Consider the following 15,600-nt stretch of genomic DNA (forward strand, 5'->3'; position numbering starts at 1 on the left):
ACCAATAGCGCGAAATTTGAAACATGGATAGACAACCTACTCCTTTAATACCGCAAAGAGCGGATCCGCACATCTTGAAGGCGACTGACGGATATTACTATTTCTCAGCATCGGTTCCCGAGTACGACCGTTTGGAGCTCCGTCGTTCCAAGACCATCGCGGGGTTAGCGAATGCAGAGCGCGTGACGGTTTGGACAAAGCCGGACGAAGGTCCTTATTCGGACCTGATCTGGGCTCCTGAGATTCACTATGTTCGCGGCGCCTGGTATATCTATTTTGCAGCAGCGCCGTCTCGAGAAATAAAATACGATTTATTTCAGCACCGAATGTACGCTATTCAATCGGATGCGGCGAATCCGCTCGAAGGCGATTGGTCGTCGCCAGTGCAGGTCGATACAGGGATTGATACCTTTTGCCTCGACGCGACCGTGTTCGAGCACGGCAGCGACCTCTATTACATTTGGGCTCAAAAAGAAACAGGGATCCAGGGGAACTCTAATCTTTACATCGCGAAGATGGATACACCGCTAACCTTGGCGACTGATCCTGTGCGTCTGAGCATTCCTGAGTTTGATTGGGAAACACGCGGATTTTGGGTAAACGAAGGTCCATCGATCTTGAAGCGAAGAGGGAAGATATTCTTGTCTTACTCAGCGAGCGCGACGGATGAGAACTACGCTATGGGGCTTCTCTACGCAGACGATGGGAGCGATCTTCTTGACGCGAGCAGCTGGACCAAGAGCAAGGAGCCGGTGCTCGGATCGCGCCCAGAGTTCAAGCATTTTGGTCCGGGGCACAACAGCTTCACAGTGTCCGAGGACGGGAGCGATGATATGCTTGTGTATCACGCGAGAGAATACACCGAAATAGAAGGGGATCCACTGTGGGACCCTAATCGACATACCTTTCTGAAGAAACTGCTCTGGGGTGAAGATGGCATGCCCGTTTTTGATACCCCGAGAAACTAAAACGTATGGAGATGCAGAGAATGATACGTGCGACTTTAAGTTTACTTAACCTATTTAGCTTCAACCTAATAGCGTTTGGAGCTGAGCCTGCCAAGGTGCAGGATACGGTGGATGTGCCGCGAGAGGATGTCGTTGCCCATGACCCAGTTCTCATTAAGGAGGCGGACACTTACTACCTTTTCACGACGGGACCAGGAGTGTCGGTTTGGAGCTCGAGTGACATGGACAATTGGACGATGTTGGATCCTGTATTTGATGCGACGCCCGATTGGGCTATGAAGGTGGTTCCGGGATTCAGGGGCCACATGTGGGCGCCGGATATCAGCTATCACGATGGAAGGTATCTGCTCTATTACTCTGTATCCACTTTTGGATCGAACGACTCTTGTATTGGAATGGCCAGCAACGTAACGCTCGATCCATCGAATCCCGATTTCGAGTGGAAAGATCATGGGGTGGTGGTTCGATCTGAGCCTGGTTTACAAGATTGGAACGCGATCGATCCGAATCTTGTCTTCGACGAAGGAGGCCAGCCCTTCCTCGCTTTTGGCTCGTTTTGGAGCGGATTGAAGCTTGCTCCTCTAAACGAAAGTCTGGATCGCGTGGAAGAGAGTGCTGCGCCTATCGCTATAGCCAGTCGGCGTATGACTCTCGAGGTCCCAGCTCCGGGCGAAGCTCCCGTTTTGCAAAAAGGGAATGACGCGATCGAAGGACCGTTCATCTATCGGAAAGGCGATTACTATTATCTGTTCGCGTCAGTCGACTACTGCTGTCGTGGAAAGGACAGTACTTACAAGATGGTCTATGGTCGATCGAAGAAGATCGAAGGCCCCTATCTAGACCGAGACGGGCAATCGATGCTCGAAGGTGGTGGTACACTATTAAAGGAAGGCAACGAGCGATGGCATGGGCTTGGCCACAATGGCGTGTCGGAGATCGACGGACAGGAGTATGCGGTCTTCCATGGATACGACGGCGAAACGGAAAAAGGACTTCCTAAGCTCCTAGTCGAGCCGCTCAGCTGGACCGAGGACGGTTGGCCAGAGCTCGAATAGATCCAATTGCAGAAAAACGTACCGACGATTCGCTATAGTAAAAATCAGACGTTCATTCGAATTCTGATTAAAGGTTAAATTATTTTGGCGGGTCTAATTCGGAAAACGCGCATGGGCTTACGAGGAGTTCCTCTGCTGATGCCCTTTTAGTTTTATATCAACTAAGTCAGCTACACCAAAAACTACCACTATTAAAATGACCCCGAAGATTAGTAACCTAGAAGAGAAGACCCCATGTTTTTCTGCCAAGAGCAAGAAATCCCTCGGTCTTTCCGTCGCCATGCTAATGGCGATTTCGGGTGGAGCCACACAGGCCTCCGCTCAAGAAGACGATGAGAGAGTATTCGAACTGGAAGCTTTCACTGTCGAAAACAGTATTCGAGACAGTCTAGCGGCTGGCGTTGAAATCAAGAAGAATAACCGCCAGATGATCGACGCGTTGGTTGCTGAGGACATCGGTAAGTTCCCAGATAACAACGTCGTTGAAGCCTTGCAACGCGTTGCAGGTGTCCAAACGACCGGCCGGGCTCGCGGTGAGGTCAATACGGTAACCATCCGTGGTCTCAACGACGTAACGACGACTGTCAACGGCCGTAACATTTTCACCTCGTCTGGCCGCTCAGTAGCGCTGGCGGACATTCCCGCCTCCTTGGTGAACCGAGTCAATGTCTACAAGACACGTTCCGCCTCCCAAATCGAACATGGCATCGCGGGCGTCATCGACGTACGCACACAGCGCCCCTTCAACTTTGACGGCCGAAAGACAGTGTTGGCAGCTCGCGGAATTTATTCCGAGCTCTCTGACGAATTTGACCCGAATCTAAGCGCCCTTTTTTCCAATGTTTGGGATACTGATGGCGGCAAGTTTGGGGCGTTGTTCAACGTGTCCTTCGCTGAATCAAACTGGACGGACAAGAGCATCACCGCTGGAGCGATGGTACCTTTCGCGACGGAGAACCCTCCTGCGGACTTTACCTTTGCTCCGCTCGAGCGCTTTTTCACCACGCATCCATCTGCAGTTGAAAACCCACTCTGGCAGCCAGGACTTGAAGCAGGCTTGCCGTTCAACGAAGGCGCGACATTGCCTTTGACGCCAGTGGGCGGCGGCGCGACTCAGGAAGTGCCCTACTACCTGACGCGTGATGCGGTCTTCTCGGCTGACTTCTACGGAAAGCGCGAGCGCCCTGCAGCGAACCTATCCCTGCAGTTCGCCCCGGACGACAACTCGACCTACACCTTCGAAGCATTCTACAACGGTTACCGCGAGAGCTTTAACAACAACCTCATGTTCTCCCTCGCAGACTGGTGGGGTAATCCTGGTGACTTCGAATTGATCCCTGGCACGAACATCATCAAGGAGCGTACCGTTGGAAACCCGTTCAGCTTCATGAGTGGCGACCGCACTGAGCAGAAAACCGACAGCTACCTCTACGCCATCTCCGGGGAGTGGGATGTGGGAAGCAATCTCTCCCTCACTGCTGACCTCTCTTATCAGAAGAGCGAGTTTTCTGTAGACTTCCTCGCGATCCAAACGAACCGCGTTCCTCCTAGCATTACCGTCGACTTCAACGCGGGTGGTGGTGTTCCAGCCTTCAGCTTTGGCGACGATCCGAACACGGCGGTTGACGAAAGCGACCTTACCGTTGCTGAGAACTGGAACATCGGCCCGTTCTTCGACAACGCTGACCGCGACGAAGGTGACGCGACTGAATTCAAGGTCGATGGTGTTTATGAGCTTAACGACGGCTTCTTCGAGAACATCGCTTTCGGGGTTCGCTACGATACGCGTGGAGCTTCCGAATCAGATTACCGTGGCCCGGTTTCCGACCTGAACCAGCCCTTGGCGAACTATCCAGAACTTCAGTATATAAATTCTGGATACTACGACGGGCGTACCGATATACCTTCCTCTGCTATGGTTATCAATGCTGACTACCTCAGCGCTGAGCGAGACACGGTCCGGGGCCTCTACGGCTACCCAACTTCCTCGGAATTTTCGATAGATAAGAACTTCGAGATCGAAGAGAAGACCGTGTCTGCTTACGTTCAGACTGACTTCATGGTTGATTTCGGAGACCAGGCTTTAAGTGGCCAAGTCGGCTTGCGCTACGTTGAGGTTGATCGTGACCTAGACTTCATCTCTTCGAGCGACTCGACTAGTGGGGATTCATTGCTCCCGAGCGTCGTCGTCCTTTACGACTTCACCCCCGACCTCCGCTTGCGTGCGAGCTATGGCGAAACCGTTCGATACCCAGGGTTCGGTTCTTTGAATCCAAATATAACCTACGTTGAAGACGTGACAAACATCGGTTATGGAACGGCTTCTGGTGGTAACCCGAACCTCGCTCCGACTGAGTCGAAGAATTACGACCTTTCGCTTGAGCGTTACTTCGGCGACAAGGGAGCGAATATGGTCTACGCCACCGCTTTCAAGCGCAAGATCGATGGTCTCGTAATTGACTTTGTCAACCGTGTCACCTTTGAAGGCTACGACTACATCCTCTCGCAACCAGACAACGCTTCCGATGGCGAGTTGGACGGTATGGAGTTTGGATTGGTTTGGTTCCCTGAGAATCTCCCGGATTGGGCGGAAGGACTCGGTATTCAAGCTAGTTATACAACCCTGGATTCAATTCAAGATATCCCTATCACGAATGATGCAGGTGAGATCGTAGGAACGGATACTACTCCCTTCTTCGCTGTATCCGATTCCTCATACAGTGTTGTTCTCGCTTACGAGAAGGAACGATTCAGCTCTCGCTTGTCTTACGTTTGGAGAGATGACTTCCTCAATAACTATGAAGCGCGTCAGTTCGCCAACCCGCTCGGTGTCTACAACACTGCACAACAGAGCTTGGACTTCCAATTCTCTTACAATGTCTCCGAGGGTCTCGTACTCACCTTTGACGCGACTAATATTACCGGCGAAGAATTCCATAGCTATTACGAGTATCCAGATACTCATAACTTTGGAAATTGGTTAATCAGCCGCTCCTTCTCGGTCGGCGCTCGCTACTCATTCTAGTTTGTAATTGATCGATACGAAATGTGGCAGGATGCTCGGGGGGGCGTCCTGCCTTTTTTGTGCTCAGACGCTACGAGGCCGCCGCTTCGCGGTGTTTCGACGGCGTCGTACCGTGGGCTTGGCGGAAGGCACGGCAGAACACGTTGGCGGATGAAAACCCGCTTGCCCCTGCGATGTGTTGTAGGGTGAATTGGGTGGTTTCGAGCAGGCTTCGAGCGTGATCGAGCCGAAGCTGTCGCAGGACGACTCCGGGCGGCCTCTTGTAGCGCTTCGCGAAGGCGCGAATGAAGTGTTCACGGGTGATGCCGCAGGCCGCGGCAATTTCCTTCAGGGTGATGGGACTGTTGTAGCGATTGTGTAGTAGGTGGTAGCCATATTCCACAGGGTCGCTATGTTGAGTATCGTTGACTTGCTGGCGGTAGATCGCAGTGAGCAGGCGGGTGACAAGCTCCGACTCGTGGTAGCGGTCGAGGAAGGTACGGGCCTGGAATCGTTTAAAAGTCTCGTCGAACAGTGCGCACGACTCCGACCCATCGGGCATTGATAACACGGCACCGAAATCGCAACGGATGCGATTGAAGAGAGGGGTGGAAGTCGTGCTGGGGTCGATGGAGAGGTAGCGTAGGCTGTAGGGCTCGCTCGCTGTGGCGGGGTAGCCGTAGCGGGAGTTCTCCCTTTGGGTAAAAGCGATTAGCGAGCCCTTGGGGAGGGGGTGGCGTCCGGTCTCGTTTTCGAAGAATCCCTCGCCGGAGACGGTACGCTGCAGGTTAATGCGGTTGGATTCGGAGCGTTTGGAGTTGTCCCAGTAGTAGCTCGTATCATACCGCGTCTCGTCTGCGCCTCCGTCTATCCTCGCAAAAACGTCTTCCCGCATACGAGGAAGACGTATCAAAATTTGCACACTTGGCTACTCTTTTGGGTTCCGGGTTCCGGAACCCAGGTTCCGCGTTGGAGCGAGCTCCAACTCTACTTCTTGCTGAGGCGGACGGTGAGCACGTCGTGGCTGGGGATACTTACTTCGAGCGGCTTGTGGGTGTCGCCGAGGTCTTTGTCCGCCCAGAGATCGCGAATAGTGTACTCGTCGGGGAAGGTCTGCTCCATGCGTTCCCACTCGACCTTTACCTCCTCGGCTGTTTCGGAGGTGTTTAACACGGTCACGGCCCAGTCGCCATCGTGCAGTGGCTTGACCCAGATCTCATACTTTTCAGGGGCAGTGAAGATGCGCCAGCCAGCGACGCCGTCAGGGTCTTGGTTGAGGGCGATAATGTCCTTGTTAGTGAGGATATCGACGATCTCAGGAGTGACTACCCGCATGTCGTTGCCCGCCATGAGAGGCGAAGAAATCATGGCCCAGAGGGTGAAGTGGGAGCGCGATTCAGCGAGGGTTAGGCCGGGGTTGCCGACTTCTAGCATGTCGGCGTCGTTCCAGCCGCCGGGTCCGGCATACTGGCCGAGGCCATCGCGTCCTGAGCTGGAAGGCTTGGATTCATGGTAGCCGTCGAGGATGGCCTTGAAGCCGCGTGACCACTTGAATTCGCAGTCCCAGCAGTCGTAGATGTCGCCGGAGATTCTCCAAAGGTGGCCGATGTCCTGGGCCCATAGCCATGGGTCGTTGTCTCCCCATTCGCAGATGGAGAAAACGATTGGGCGGCCGGCGGCGTAGAGGGCGTCGCGCATAGTGGTGTAGGCTTCCTTGGCGTCGCGGGTGCCGGTGGCACACCAGTCGTACTTGAGATAGTCGATGCCCCAAGAGGCGAAGGTGCGGGCGTCCTGGTACTCGTGGCCTTGGCTGCCGGGGTAGCCGGCACAAGTCGTTTTGCCGGCGTCGCCGTAGATGCCGAACTTGAAGCCCATGGCGTGAAGTTTGTCGGCTAGGGCTTTCATGCCGCTGGGAAACTTTTCCGGATCGGGGACGAGGTTGCCGTCGGCGTCGCGTTCGCGCAAAGCCCAGGTGTCGTCAATGACGATGTACTCGTAGCCAGCGTCGAGCATCCCGTTGGCCTTCATCTCCTCGGCAGTATCGATGACCAGCTGCTCGTTGATGTTGGATTCGAAGGTATTCCACGAGTTCCAGCCCATGGGCGGGCTGAGGGCCAGGCCTTCGAATTTCTGAGCGGTCGCGGTGGCGACCAGAGCCGCGGCTGCTGCGAATCCGAGAAGGGTTGAGCGCAGCCGGGAAGCTTGGCCAGCTAGCATTAGTTCGAGCGTGTTTTGCATATCTATTAATCAGGGTTTTGCCTTAACTGCCATGCAGTCTCCAGCGGGAGTCAAACGAAGTAGCACGAAATATCACATAATGCACATCTAGGCTCACCCTTTGTGCAGATTACAGGATAGGACGGGAGCAGATTGCATTTTGCAAGGGAATCGGGAGGGTCTGATGGGCCTTACCCGTAGGCCGGAAATATCGTACCTCGGGAAGGTCTTGGTATATGGGGCATAAGGGTGGGTGCCGATTTTTGTAGAGAGCGGTGGCACGCCCTAAGCATGGATCGAGCAAGAGGTAAAATTATGAAGGCAAGTAAATGGATCAAAGGAATCTCGGGGCTCTTGGTAGCTCTGGGTTTGTTAACGGCTAACGGGCTAGCAGCCGAAATGGGTCGGAGCGACCCTGAATCGATGATCGGAGCCAAGGTGGTTGGCTCAGGTGGCTACACGCACTTGGGCGACATCGTCGGCGTGGCTCGGGGCGGTCCCGGCGGCCCAGCACAAATGTACGTCGTTAAGGTCAAAGGACTATGGGGCGGCCGTGGAGTGATTCCACTCTCGCACGTCGTCGATGAGATGACGGTCCCGGAAAAAGATGGCAGCACCTCCTATCGAGTAGAGGTTTCGGTCAACAAGGCGACGTTTCGCAATATTGCGACATGGGAGGATGATGAACTCTTGTCGTCCTACCTTGCCCGCTTGGACTCGATTCTCGGAACGGTCTATGGATTTGATCAAACGACTCTCGACGGGTTTGCTCGCAACTTGGTTGTCGATTACGGAAGTGAAGAGGCCGAACCGGAATCCTCTGTCGCCAATCTATGAATACTACAGGGGCTATGCTGTAGGCGCGTTTCAGATTGTTGGCGTCGCGCAACAAGCGTGGCCGCCGGTGAGGCATTACTCAATCGTGAATTTGACCGTGTCGCCGCCGGCTCGATGATTTGAGTAGAAGTGAGATCCGTCATGGGCGAGAGCTCTGGCGGGAAATGGGATAAGGGCGAGATCCTCGTAGGCACCGCTATTTCGATCGATGCGACCGAGGAAGTAGTCGCCCTTCTCCTCCTCCGACGTATTGGCGATGTAGATACAATCGCCCACGATGACTTGCCCGCATATTCCACGCGGGGAGTCGTAGGTTTTGGTCACTCCGCCGTTGGGTGACAGCGCGAGGATCTGTTGGTTATACCATTGGCTGACATGTAGGGCTTCACCGTCCCAACCGAGCTGGGATCCAGTGTCGTCAGGACAGGGCAGCTTGAATACGGTGTCGAAGCCATGTCCGGGCATGAGGCGGCGGATGTTACGGAAGTCTTCTTCCGTTTCTCCGCATAGAACGCGAATTTCCTCGCCGATGTATGCCATGCCAAAGGGAGTGCCAGGGGCACCGACCTCATATTTTACAGACCAGTCGCTCGTATCGATCTGGTAGATACGTTTGTTGGCGAGGGATCCGAGCCAGAGACTTTCGCCGTCCCAAGCGAGGGATTGCGGCAGGTCGGCGGGCGCTTTGTGGCGGGCGAGTTCGTGGATTTTTTTCATGAGTCTTTTGGCGTTACTGAGGTTTTGAGAGTTTAAGAGATTTTGAGCAGGCATCGAAACATGCTTGGATGGCTCGCTCGTGGTAGCGGGAACCGAGGCATATGAGACTGTGGGGAAGTTGACACTTGAAGCCGTCCCAAGCGACGATTTCGCCGCGGGAAATTTCGTCTCGCACGAGGGATTCGCCGATTAGCGAAAGGGCGGCCCCGTTTCTTACGAAGCGCAGGCAAGTGCCTTCTTCGTCAATGGTGTAGCGTCGTTCGATGTCGAGATCGTGGGCTTTGACGATGCGATCCATGAGCTGGTAGTAACTGCAGTCCGGAGTTTTGAAAACCCAAGGCAGCTTTTGCAGGTCGCGCCAATCCGTGGTTTGCAGGGCGTCCTTGAATTCTGGAGACGCTATCACAAGAATTGAATTCTCCTGGAAGGAAGAACTGATTATCTTGGGCGAGTCGATTTCACCCTCGTAGAAGCCAATGTCGATGTCGCCTTCGAGAACCCCTTTTTTAATATACCCAGACGAGCTGTGAAGAAACTCAAGTTGCAGCTTAGGGCAGCTTTGGTAGAGTTCCGCGGCGATGGTTTCGAGAGGGAGTTCGCCGGAGCCGGTATTGACGCCGATGGTGAGTTTGCCAGATGGGCTGGACTGCAGGTCGCGAGCAAGATTGTTGAGGGCCGTCGTTTCCCTCAGGATGGCATAGGCCCGGGTGAGCATGGCTTCACCGTCAGGAGTGATCTGCATGCCCCGGGAGCTTCGGTCGAAGAGGGCGATGCCAAGCTCGTCCTCGAGTGCTTTGATATGAGCGCTGACGGAGGGTTGGCTGGAGAAGAGCCGCATGGCGGCGCGGGCAAGCGTCCCTTCCTCGGCGACGGCTACGAATGATCTGAGTTGGTAGAGTTCCATGAATTGAGAAGGGATTCTAAATGTTTGGCGTGGCTAGCGTCCAGGCAAGTCCTCGTGTCCATCCCGAGATCCCGCAACTGGCGTGCCCTGATTGCGGGCTGCTCCATTGCTGGAGGGCGAGCTGGGAGGCGCGGGTTTCGGCTCGCATCTTCTGGAAGGCGCTAACGGCTTCGCGTTGCTCCGACTTTTCGAGTTCGCCGTAGGTGACTGATAGGCGAAGGGGCATCGTGAAAACGTGAGCGTTGCTGCTGAGCTGAGAGATGAAATTGTCGTCCCAGGTCACGGCAGGAGAATTGCAAATGTGGCCATTAAAGAGTCCAGGCTTTTGGTAGAGCGCGTAGAGCGCGTAGAGTCCCCTATGCTGGACACGAGATTGAAGTCCCATTGGGCATCTGTCAGGTAGACCGTCGGGTGATTTTTGCCTTCCTCGCGATCGTAGGTTGATGGAAGCTGTATCAGCAACTTGTATACACGAACGGTTTGCTGCGAATAGAGAGTTTCTTCAATAGTGCTGGCCCCAACGGATAGCGAGTTGGAGAGGAAGACTACGAACAGGACAGGCAGCAGCTTTGTCAGTTTCATTGATTGGCAATGGATGGTTTTGCGTGTTGCGATATAGGAACTGTATTGCGGCGACCGGTGTTGATGGTGACTATATTGCCGTGAATGAAAAGCTTGAGGCCGGCAGACGGCTTCTTTTCGAGGAAGGGAGAGACGTTTGGCAAGGCGTTATGAATGCTTTTGAGCTGGTTGAGAAGCGTGTTCCAGAGCGGTTGTTTTCTTGGGTCGCGTTGTTGCATTTCTGGATTATGCCGCAGGTTGCGCTGTCTGGGTAGACGGGCTTTCCGATGGAGGGGTTCGGGATTGCTGAAGGCCCGCCGCTCGAGGGAATTCGTAAAGGCGGCGCAAATTTTCGACATCTTTGAAACGGTGAGAGCAAACGAAGGTCGGAGGGGGCTGTGAGGAAATTAATTTCTAGCCCAGTAGCCTGTTCGCCTACTACGGGGAAAGCCCAAACGTCCTATTTGCTGCGCTTTGCAATCCTAGGGACTTTGCTGCTGTTTTTGCCCGGTTGCGTTTACTTCCGATTGTTGGACGTGAAGTCGCAGCTCAAAGAAGTGGAACGCTATTTCGCGGTCGAGAGGAATGCAGCGGGGATGGAAATCGGTTTTTTGGATCCGACCCTGCGAGATGACGACCTTGAGCGGTTGGGAGTCGTTCCGTTGCGCAGCGAAACGACAGAGGATGGCGAAGTGTGGGAGGTGGAGATGCGAAAGCGCCTACCTGCGGAAAAGGAACCTGAACCGGAGCACCACGTCTGGACAGAGCTGCGATTTGAGGAGGGCTTACTGGTTTCGGTTCTCATCCCAGATCAGTACCTAGCCTGTTTTCCGCCGGACTTGATTCTAGCGACTATGAAGGCCCTGGGCGACTCTCGCGTATTAAAACTCAAGAAGTCGGTGGCAGCCCAGACGGAGCAGAGCTTTGATGAGGTCTTGGAAGCGGCTACCTACGAGCAGTTGCTAGAGACGTTCGGCGCTCCCTACAAGATTGAGAAGGACGAGGACGAGATGGCATTGGTCTACAGCTACGAGAAGGGCGAGCCAGAGGACCTCGCCGAAGAACGCCGCTCGGACCGGACCTACGAGATCCGTTATATCTTGGACCCAGCCGGCGATCGATTGTTGGCCGCAGGGACGAAGTCGATTTCGATCCGCTACCCCTCGCCTTGAGTCGACGATTGAGCTTGTGGGGCCTATAAGGCCTTTTGCAGAACGCGGGAAAAAGCAGTTTGCAGCAGCAGGGTCGTGCCGAGGAAAAGGGTGCCCCAGTGGATCTCGGTTTTCATCAGGTGATCGCTCTCGATGGCGAAAACGACGAGGGCGAGGCCAAAAACGTCTAGCATGCTCCAACGTTTAGCGCGGGCGATCCAACTGGGGTGGCTGCGCGTTCGCCACGAATAGCACTGGGCAGCGAAGACTAGGACGGGGGCTGCGACGAGAAAGAGGGCGCAGAGCACGGAACTGACCCACGCCCCCTGTATCCACAGAGCGGGCACCAAGGACAGGATGCTGTATTCACGGTTTTTAAGCAGCCAGTCCTCGATTCGGAGGAAAGGGAAGCTGAGAGCGGCGATCAAGGTGATGCCGGAGAGTAAGAGTATCAGGCCACCTTGGCTTGTTTGCGAGCGAAATGAGGGAGCGGTTTTTCCGTGAATGCGGGCCGATATCAGTTCGCCGGTAAGCATGCTTATTAGGATGGCGACGATGAAGAAGGTGAGCCCGATTTGCGGTTTGGCTCCGACGAAGAATTGTTTCGAAGCGAGGGAGAGTATTATGGAAATGAGGAACACGTCCAACATGGACCACTTGCCGAGGTGTTCTACGCGTTTGAGCAGTTTTTGTCGTATCGGGTGATTGCTCTTTGTCGAGATTACCCAGAAGAGAATGCAAAGTTTAGCGAAGGGGAAGAGTATGGAAAACCCCACTACGAGCAAGCTGAGGACGTAAAGGCCTTTGCTCCAAAGCAGACTGACCGAATGCATGAGGGTGTAGAGTTCGTTGTCTAGTCCTTTGCGAAGCTTCATGAATGGGTACACTAGGGCGGCGACATTGCATACAAGTGAAAGGCTGAGCAAAATCGCAGGCAGCGCATGCTTCGCGAAGGGATTGGAAAAGGTTGGCATGAAGGTTCGTGACTGACCGAATTGATACTTGAGGTGGCGTCCTACAGGCAAGTTGGGATGTGACCGTTCTTTTGAATTACTAATGTAGAGATTGCTTCGGTGGATTGGGCTATCATTTTCGGAAAATGATCAAATATCTACCCTGTTGCTCCCGATGGTTAACTTTTGTCTTTTGCTCCCTTATCTTCGCGTTCACTGCCGCCGCGGATGAACAGCGCGACTTTATGATTCCGGCGACGGACGAGGGGTTGCCAGGAGAGGGCGTGATTCGGCGTCATGAGTGGTTTCAAGAGCGCTGGACGAGCCGCCGTTCCGCTTGGGCGAAAACCGTGGAGGCGGATCAGGGGGCGGTGGTCTTCTTGGGTGACTCGATCAGTGAAGGTTGGGGTGGTTCGCTAGGAGCCGCTTTTCCGGGAATGAAGGTGGCCAATCGCGGGATCGGTGGCGATACCAGTCGCGGTGTATTAATACGTCTGCAGGAAGATGTGCTGGATTTGGACCCGGCGGGAATTGTGCTGCTGATCGGCACGAACGACTTGAGCGAAGAAATGCCCCCAGAGATGATCGCGGGTAATCTCGAACTGATTTTGGAAGCGATCTCCGCCCACAATCCAGAAATCCCCGTCGTGCTCTGCGAAGTGTTTCCCAGCCACCAATCCAAGAACCGCCCCACAGAGGAGATCCAAAAGATCAATGAGCTCTACCGTGATTTGGTGAAGGGGAACGAGCAGGTGCTCGTGCTCGACACCTTCGAGCTGTTTGACGATGGCAATGGGAATGCGATCCCAGCCCTTTTTCCCGATTTGCTGCACCTGAACGAGTCGGGCTACGCGAAATGGGCGGCGGCTTTGAGACCCATATTGGAGAACTTGGAGCTACTCCCAGTCGAGCAAGGTTTCGTTCTGGAAGACGGGTTTGAGTATCTCTTCAATGGATACGACCTGACGGGATGGGGATATGAGGTGACTCCTCAGGCTGACATCGACGCAGCCAAGAATTGGAGGCTTGGCGATCCCACGGGCGCTGCGGAATGGCCGATTGTCACGACCCCGCAGTCTTTCGACGGCCTTAAGGAAACGCCAGACGGGCGTTTTGCCGCTATCAACGGTAGGCTCGTAGCGCGTATCCCAGCAGACTATCGCTCGATCCAGAAGTTGCATACGACTCGACAGTTTCCCGATGACTTCATCCTGAAAATGGAATTTCGGGCGTCCCCTTTCGCCGATAGCGGAGTTTACGTGCGTGGGCCACAGCTGCAGTGCCGCGACTATACCCTCGCCGGTCCGTATCGCGATCTAGAGGGCTACAAGCCGCAAGAATGGAACGAACTCGTTATCACGGTTCGCGAGGGAGTGGCTCATTGCGTGTGCAACGGCGAGGTACTCGAGGAGAGTATGGAAGTACCGGATACAGGATCAATCGGGATCGAGGGCGATCGCGGACAAATGGAGTATCGCTACGTCCGGATCAAAGAGCTGTAGGGGGAGCACCACCTTGCGGCCCACGCGGTAAGGTGTCTGGAGAATCCTAGTGGGCTTTGTCGAAAAGCTTTTCCTTCACAAGGCGCCAGTCGACGAGGATGATGCCTTCCTCTTCGACGATGGCTTTGGCTTCCTCGCTCATAGACCAGTCGAAGTCAGCTTGGCGCCACTGGGATCCCCATAGCGGATGGTTCACGGTGATGGCTTGCATCTCGGCGTCGTCGAATCCTAGGTGGAGCACCAGGAGGTTGAGTCCCGGCTGCAGTTGACGCAGGTAGTCGTTGTAGCTCTCGGCCATGCCGTCCGGAAAGTCGCTCGGGCTCGCCCCATGCATACTGGTTGCCTTGCCAGGCATCTGCACGACCGCCTCGCGGAGTTCTGCGTTTTCGGAGTCTTGGCCGTGGTGCTGGTGCAGTCGCACGGGCACTCCGTACTCTTTGCCCAAGCGAAAGTAGAGCTGGGCGATTTCGTCGGTGGCGAGCATGCTGCCCATGTGGCCGTCGAGGTGGGTGAACTCGATGCCAGCTTCTCGTGCGGCTTCGATCTGGGCCCGGACCTCCGCTTCCACTTCCTCCAGTTTCGCGTTTTGCGCGAATGCCGCCACGCTCGCGTGAAAGTGGCCGTGCTCGTCGACGAGGGAAGGGGTGGTATCCGCTCCGAGCATGGGACCCCAACGATAGGTGTCCCACTCGGCTGTGAGGGTGATGTGCACGCCGATGTCGGCCTCAGGATTCTCGATGGCGTAGAGCACGGCCTCTTTAGCCCAAGGGGTCGGCATCATGACGCTGGCGGAAGTGATGATGCCTTCCTCCATGGCTTGAAAGCTGGCCATGTTTTGCGAGTGGGCGACTCCCAGGTCGTCGGCGTGGATAATGAGCAGCTTCGCGTCAGCCGGGTAGCCGAGTTGCTCCTGAATCGTAAGGTGCTCGTGGGCGGAGCTTTGCAGGGCGACGAAAAAGAGAATGAACAGGGGAAGTCTTTTCATGGTATATATGGGGGAGAAAATGGAAGCACTAGCGGGAGGCCTTCGCTACCCGAGTGAATCGCTCGAAAGCCGAGTCACCTATATGATCCGGGTTGCGTGGTTGAGTCCAGCTTGGGTTGCTCAAGTGAATTTATGGAAATGCGATGGATCGGTTTTCACCACTGGCTTCTTTTTGGCGTAGTCGATTGCGAACCCTTCTACCTCTAGTTTCTTGGCGTGACCTTCGATCCCATTGGCAAATTGCGATATCAGCTCACCCTTCTTCTTAACGACTCTCCAATAAGGTGAATCGGGCTTCTCCTTCGAAAGGATTTTGAGCGCCTTTGTCGTGCTCGCAGGGCACGCTCTCTCTACCGCGAAGCTGGCTGCTATGCTGCACCTCAGTTCGTCTATCGTGCAGAGCTGGCCTTTTGGGATTTTTCCAATCCAAGCGTCAACGGTTTCCACGCTCGGTTTGACCATTTTGCCAGCGGTGCCGAAGAACGTCTCCATCGTCTTTGGGATTTGTTCGATTTGATCATCCATGTAGGTTTGTGTTTTCGACCCTAGTGAAGGCGACCCGCGATGCCCAGCCCCAGAAAAGCGAATAATAAAAAGCAACCAACGCTATCGCGATAATTAGTGTTGGGATAACGCTTTGTTGGTTTTAAGTTTGGGTCTTCCGGAAAATCTGTGGGTGAAAAATGATTATAGCCGGTTCCATAGTCCTACGCTGCGCGCAAGCCCAATGTCGGCATAAACTCGCT

At 54.6% G+C, this 15,600-nt stretch carries 16 protein-coding genes; 6 read left to right on the forward strand and 10 right to left on the reverse strand.

Going from position 1 to position 15,600, the window contains the following annotated elements:
* Positions 1 to 23: 23 nt before the first annotated feature.
* The 3 genes from QEH53_RS05485 (at position 24) to QEH53_RS05495 (ending at position 5,048) form a co-directional block, all read left to right on the forward strand.
* Positions 24 to 968 (forward strand): glycoside hydrolase family 43 protein, encoded by a 945-nt coding sequence (locus QEH53_RS05485; protein WP_309022137.1) that lies wholly within the window; start codon positions 24 to 26, stop codon positions 966 to 968.
* Between the two features lie 11 nt (positions 969 to 979).
* Entirely contained in the window at positions 980 to 2,023 is a 1,044-nt protein-coding gene (locus QEH53_RS05490) for a family 43 glycosylhydrolase (RefSeq protein WP_309022138.1), read from the forward strand.
* A 196-nt stretch (positions 2,024 to 2,219) separates the two neighbouring features.
* A complete protein-coding gene (locus QEH53_RS05495; RefSeq protein ID WP_309022139.1) occupies positions 2,220 to 5,048 on the forward strand; it encodes a TonB-dependent receptor in 2,829 nt (942 codons plus the stop codon).
* A gap of 70 nt (positions 5,049 to 5,118) precedes the next feature.
* Here the strand turns inward: QEH53_RS05495 and QEH53_RS05500 are convergent, their stop codons facing one another.
* On the reverse strand, positions 5,119 to 5,949 hold the full coding sequence (locus QEH53_RS05500; RefSeq protein ID WP_309022140.1) for an AraC family transcriptional regulator: 831 nt from the start codon (positions 5,947 to 5,949) through the stop codon (positions 5,119 to 5,121).
* Between the two features lie 65 nt (positions 5,950 to 6,014).
* Entirely contained in the window at positions 6,015 to 7,265 is a 1,251-nt protein-coding gene (locus QEH53_RS05505) for a glycoside hydrolase family 27 protein (RefSeq protein ID WP_309022141.1), read from the reverse strand.
* Between the two features lie 294 nt (positions 7,266 to 7,559).
* On the opposite strand from QEH53_RS05505, the gene QEH53_RS05510 reads away from it, so the two are divergent.
* Positions 7,560 to 8,081, forward strand: coding sequence for a hypothetical protein (locus QEH53_RS05510; protein WP_309022142.1), 522 nt, complete (start codon positions 7,560 to 7,562; stop codon positions 8,079 to 8,081).
* Between the two features lie 75 nt (positions 8,082 to 8,156).
* Here the strand turns inward: QEH53_RS05510 and QEH53_RS05515 are convergent, their stop codons facing one another.
* Genes QEH53_RS05515 through QEH53_RS05535 form a run of 5 tightly spaced genes read right to left on the reverse strand, consistent with a single transcriptional unit; the run spans position 8,157 to position 10,622 of the window.
* Positions 8,157 to 8,798 (reverse strand): hypothetical protein, encoded by a 642-nt coding sequence (locus QEH53_RS05515; protein WP_309022143.1) that lies wholly within the window; start codon positions 8,796 to 8,798, stop codon positions 8,157 to 8,159.
* Positions 8,799 to 8,811: 13 nt separating this feature from the next.
* Entirely contained in the window at positions 8,812 to 9,702 is an 891-nt protein-coding gene (locus QEH53_RS05520; RefSeq protein WP_309022144.1) for a LysR family transcriptional regulator, read from the reverse strand.
* Between the two features lie 16 nt (positions 9,703 to 9,718).
* Positions 9,719 to 9,985, reverse strand: a complete 267-nt coding sequence (locus tag QEH53_RS05525) for a hypothetical protein (protein ID WP_309022145.1) — start codon at positions 9,983 to 9,985, stop codon at positions 9,719 to 9,721.
* The gene (locus tag QEH53_RS05530; protein WP_309022146.1) at positions 9,982 to 10,284 is read right to left on the reverse strand and encodes a hypothetical protein; all 303 of its coding nucleotides are present in this window, start codon (positions 10,282 to 10,284) and stop codon (positions 9,982 to 9,984) included. The genes QEH53_RS05525 and QEH53_RS05530 overlap by 4 nt, the downstream gene beginning before the upstream one ends.
* Complete coding sequence (locus QEH53_RS05535; protein WP_309022147.1) at positions 10,281 to 10,622, reverse strand: hypothetical protein; 342 nt, start codon at positions 10,620 to 10,622, stop codon at positions 10,281 to 10,283. Before QEH53_RS05535 ends, QEH53_RS05530 begins: the two co-directional genes overlap by 4 nt.
* 105 nt (positions 10,623 to 10,727) lie before the next feature.
* Between QEH53_RS05535 and QEH53_RS05540 the strand changes: the two genes are divergently transcribed.
* Positions 10,728 to 11,435, forward strand: a complete 708-nt coding sequence (locus QEH53_RS05540; protein ID WP_309022148.1) for a hypothetical protein — start codon at positions 10,728 to 10,730, stop codon at positions 11,433 to 11,435.
* Between the two features lie 23 nt (positions 11,436 to 11,458).
* On the opposite strand, the gene QEH53_RS05545 is transcribed toward QEH53_RS05540, so the two are convergent.
* Entirely contained in the window at positions 11,459 to 12,388 is a 930-nt protein-coding gene (locus QEH53_RS05545) for a paraquat-inducible protein A (RefSeq protein WP_309022149.1), read from the reverse strand.
* A 125-nt stretch (positions 12,389 to 12,513) separates the two neighbouring features.
* Between QEH53_RS05545 and QEH53_RS05550 the strand changes: the two genes are divergently transcribed.
* Positions 12,514 to 13,869 carry a GDSL-type esterase/lipase family protein gene (locus tag QEH53_RS05550; RefSeq protein ID WP_309022150.1) on the forward strand — a complete coding sequence of 452 codons (1,356 nt, stop codon included), beginning with the start codon at positions 12,514 to 12,516 and terminating at the stop codon, positions 13,867 to 13,869.
* 46 nt (positions 13,870 to 13,915) lie between these two features.
* Here QEH53_RS05550 and QEH53_RS05555 read toward each other — a convergent pair whose 3' ends face one another.
* Complete coding sequence (locus QEH53_RS05555) at positions 13,916 to 14,854, reverse strand: polysaccharide deacetylase family protein (protein WP_309022151.1); 939 nt, start codon at positions 14,852 to 14,854, stop codon at positions 13,916 to 13,918.
* A gap of 120 nt (positions 14,855 to 14,974) precedes the next feature.
* The gene (locus tag QEH53_RS05560; RefSeq protein WP_309022152.1) at positions 14,975 to 15,379 is read right to left on the reverse strand and encodes an MGMT family protein; all 405 of its coding nucleotides are present in this window, start codon (positions 15,377 to 15,379) and stop codon (positions 14,975 to 14,977) included.
* Positions 15,380 to 15,600: the final 221 nt, after the last annotated feature.

Origin of the sequence: Pelagicoccus sp. SDUM812002, assembly GCF_031127835.1 — a bacterium.
GTDB lineage: Bacteria > Verrucomicrobiota > Verrucomicrobiia > Opitutales > Opitutaceae > Pelagicoccus.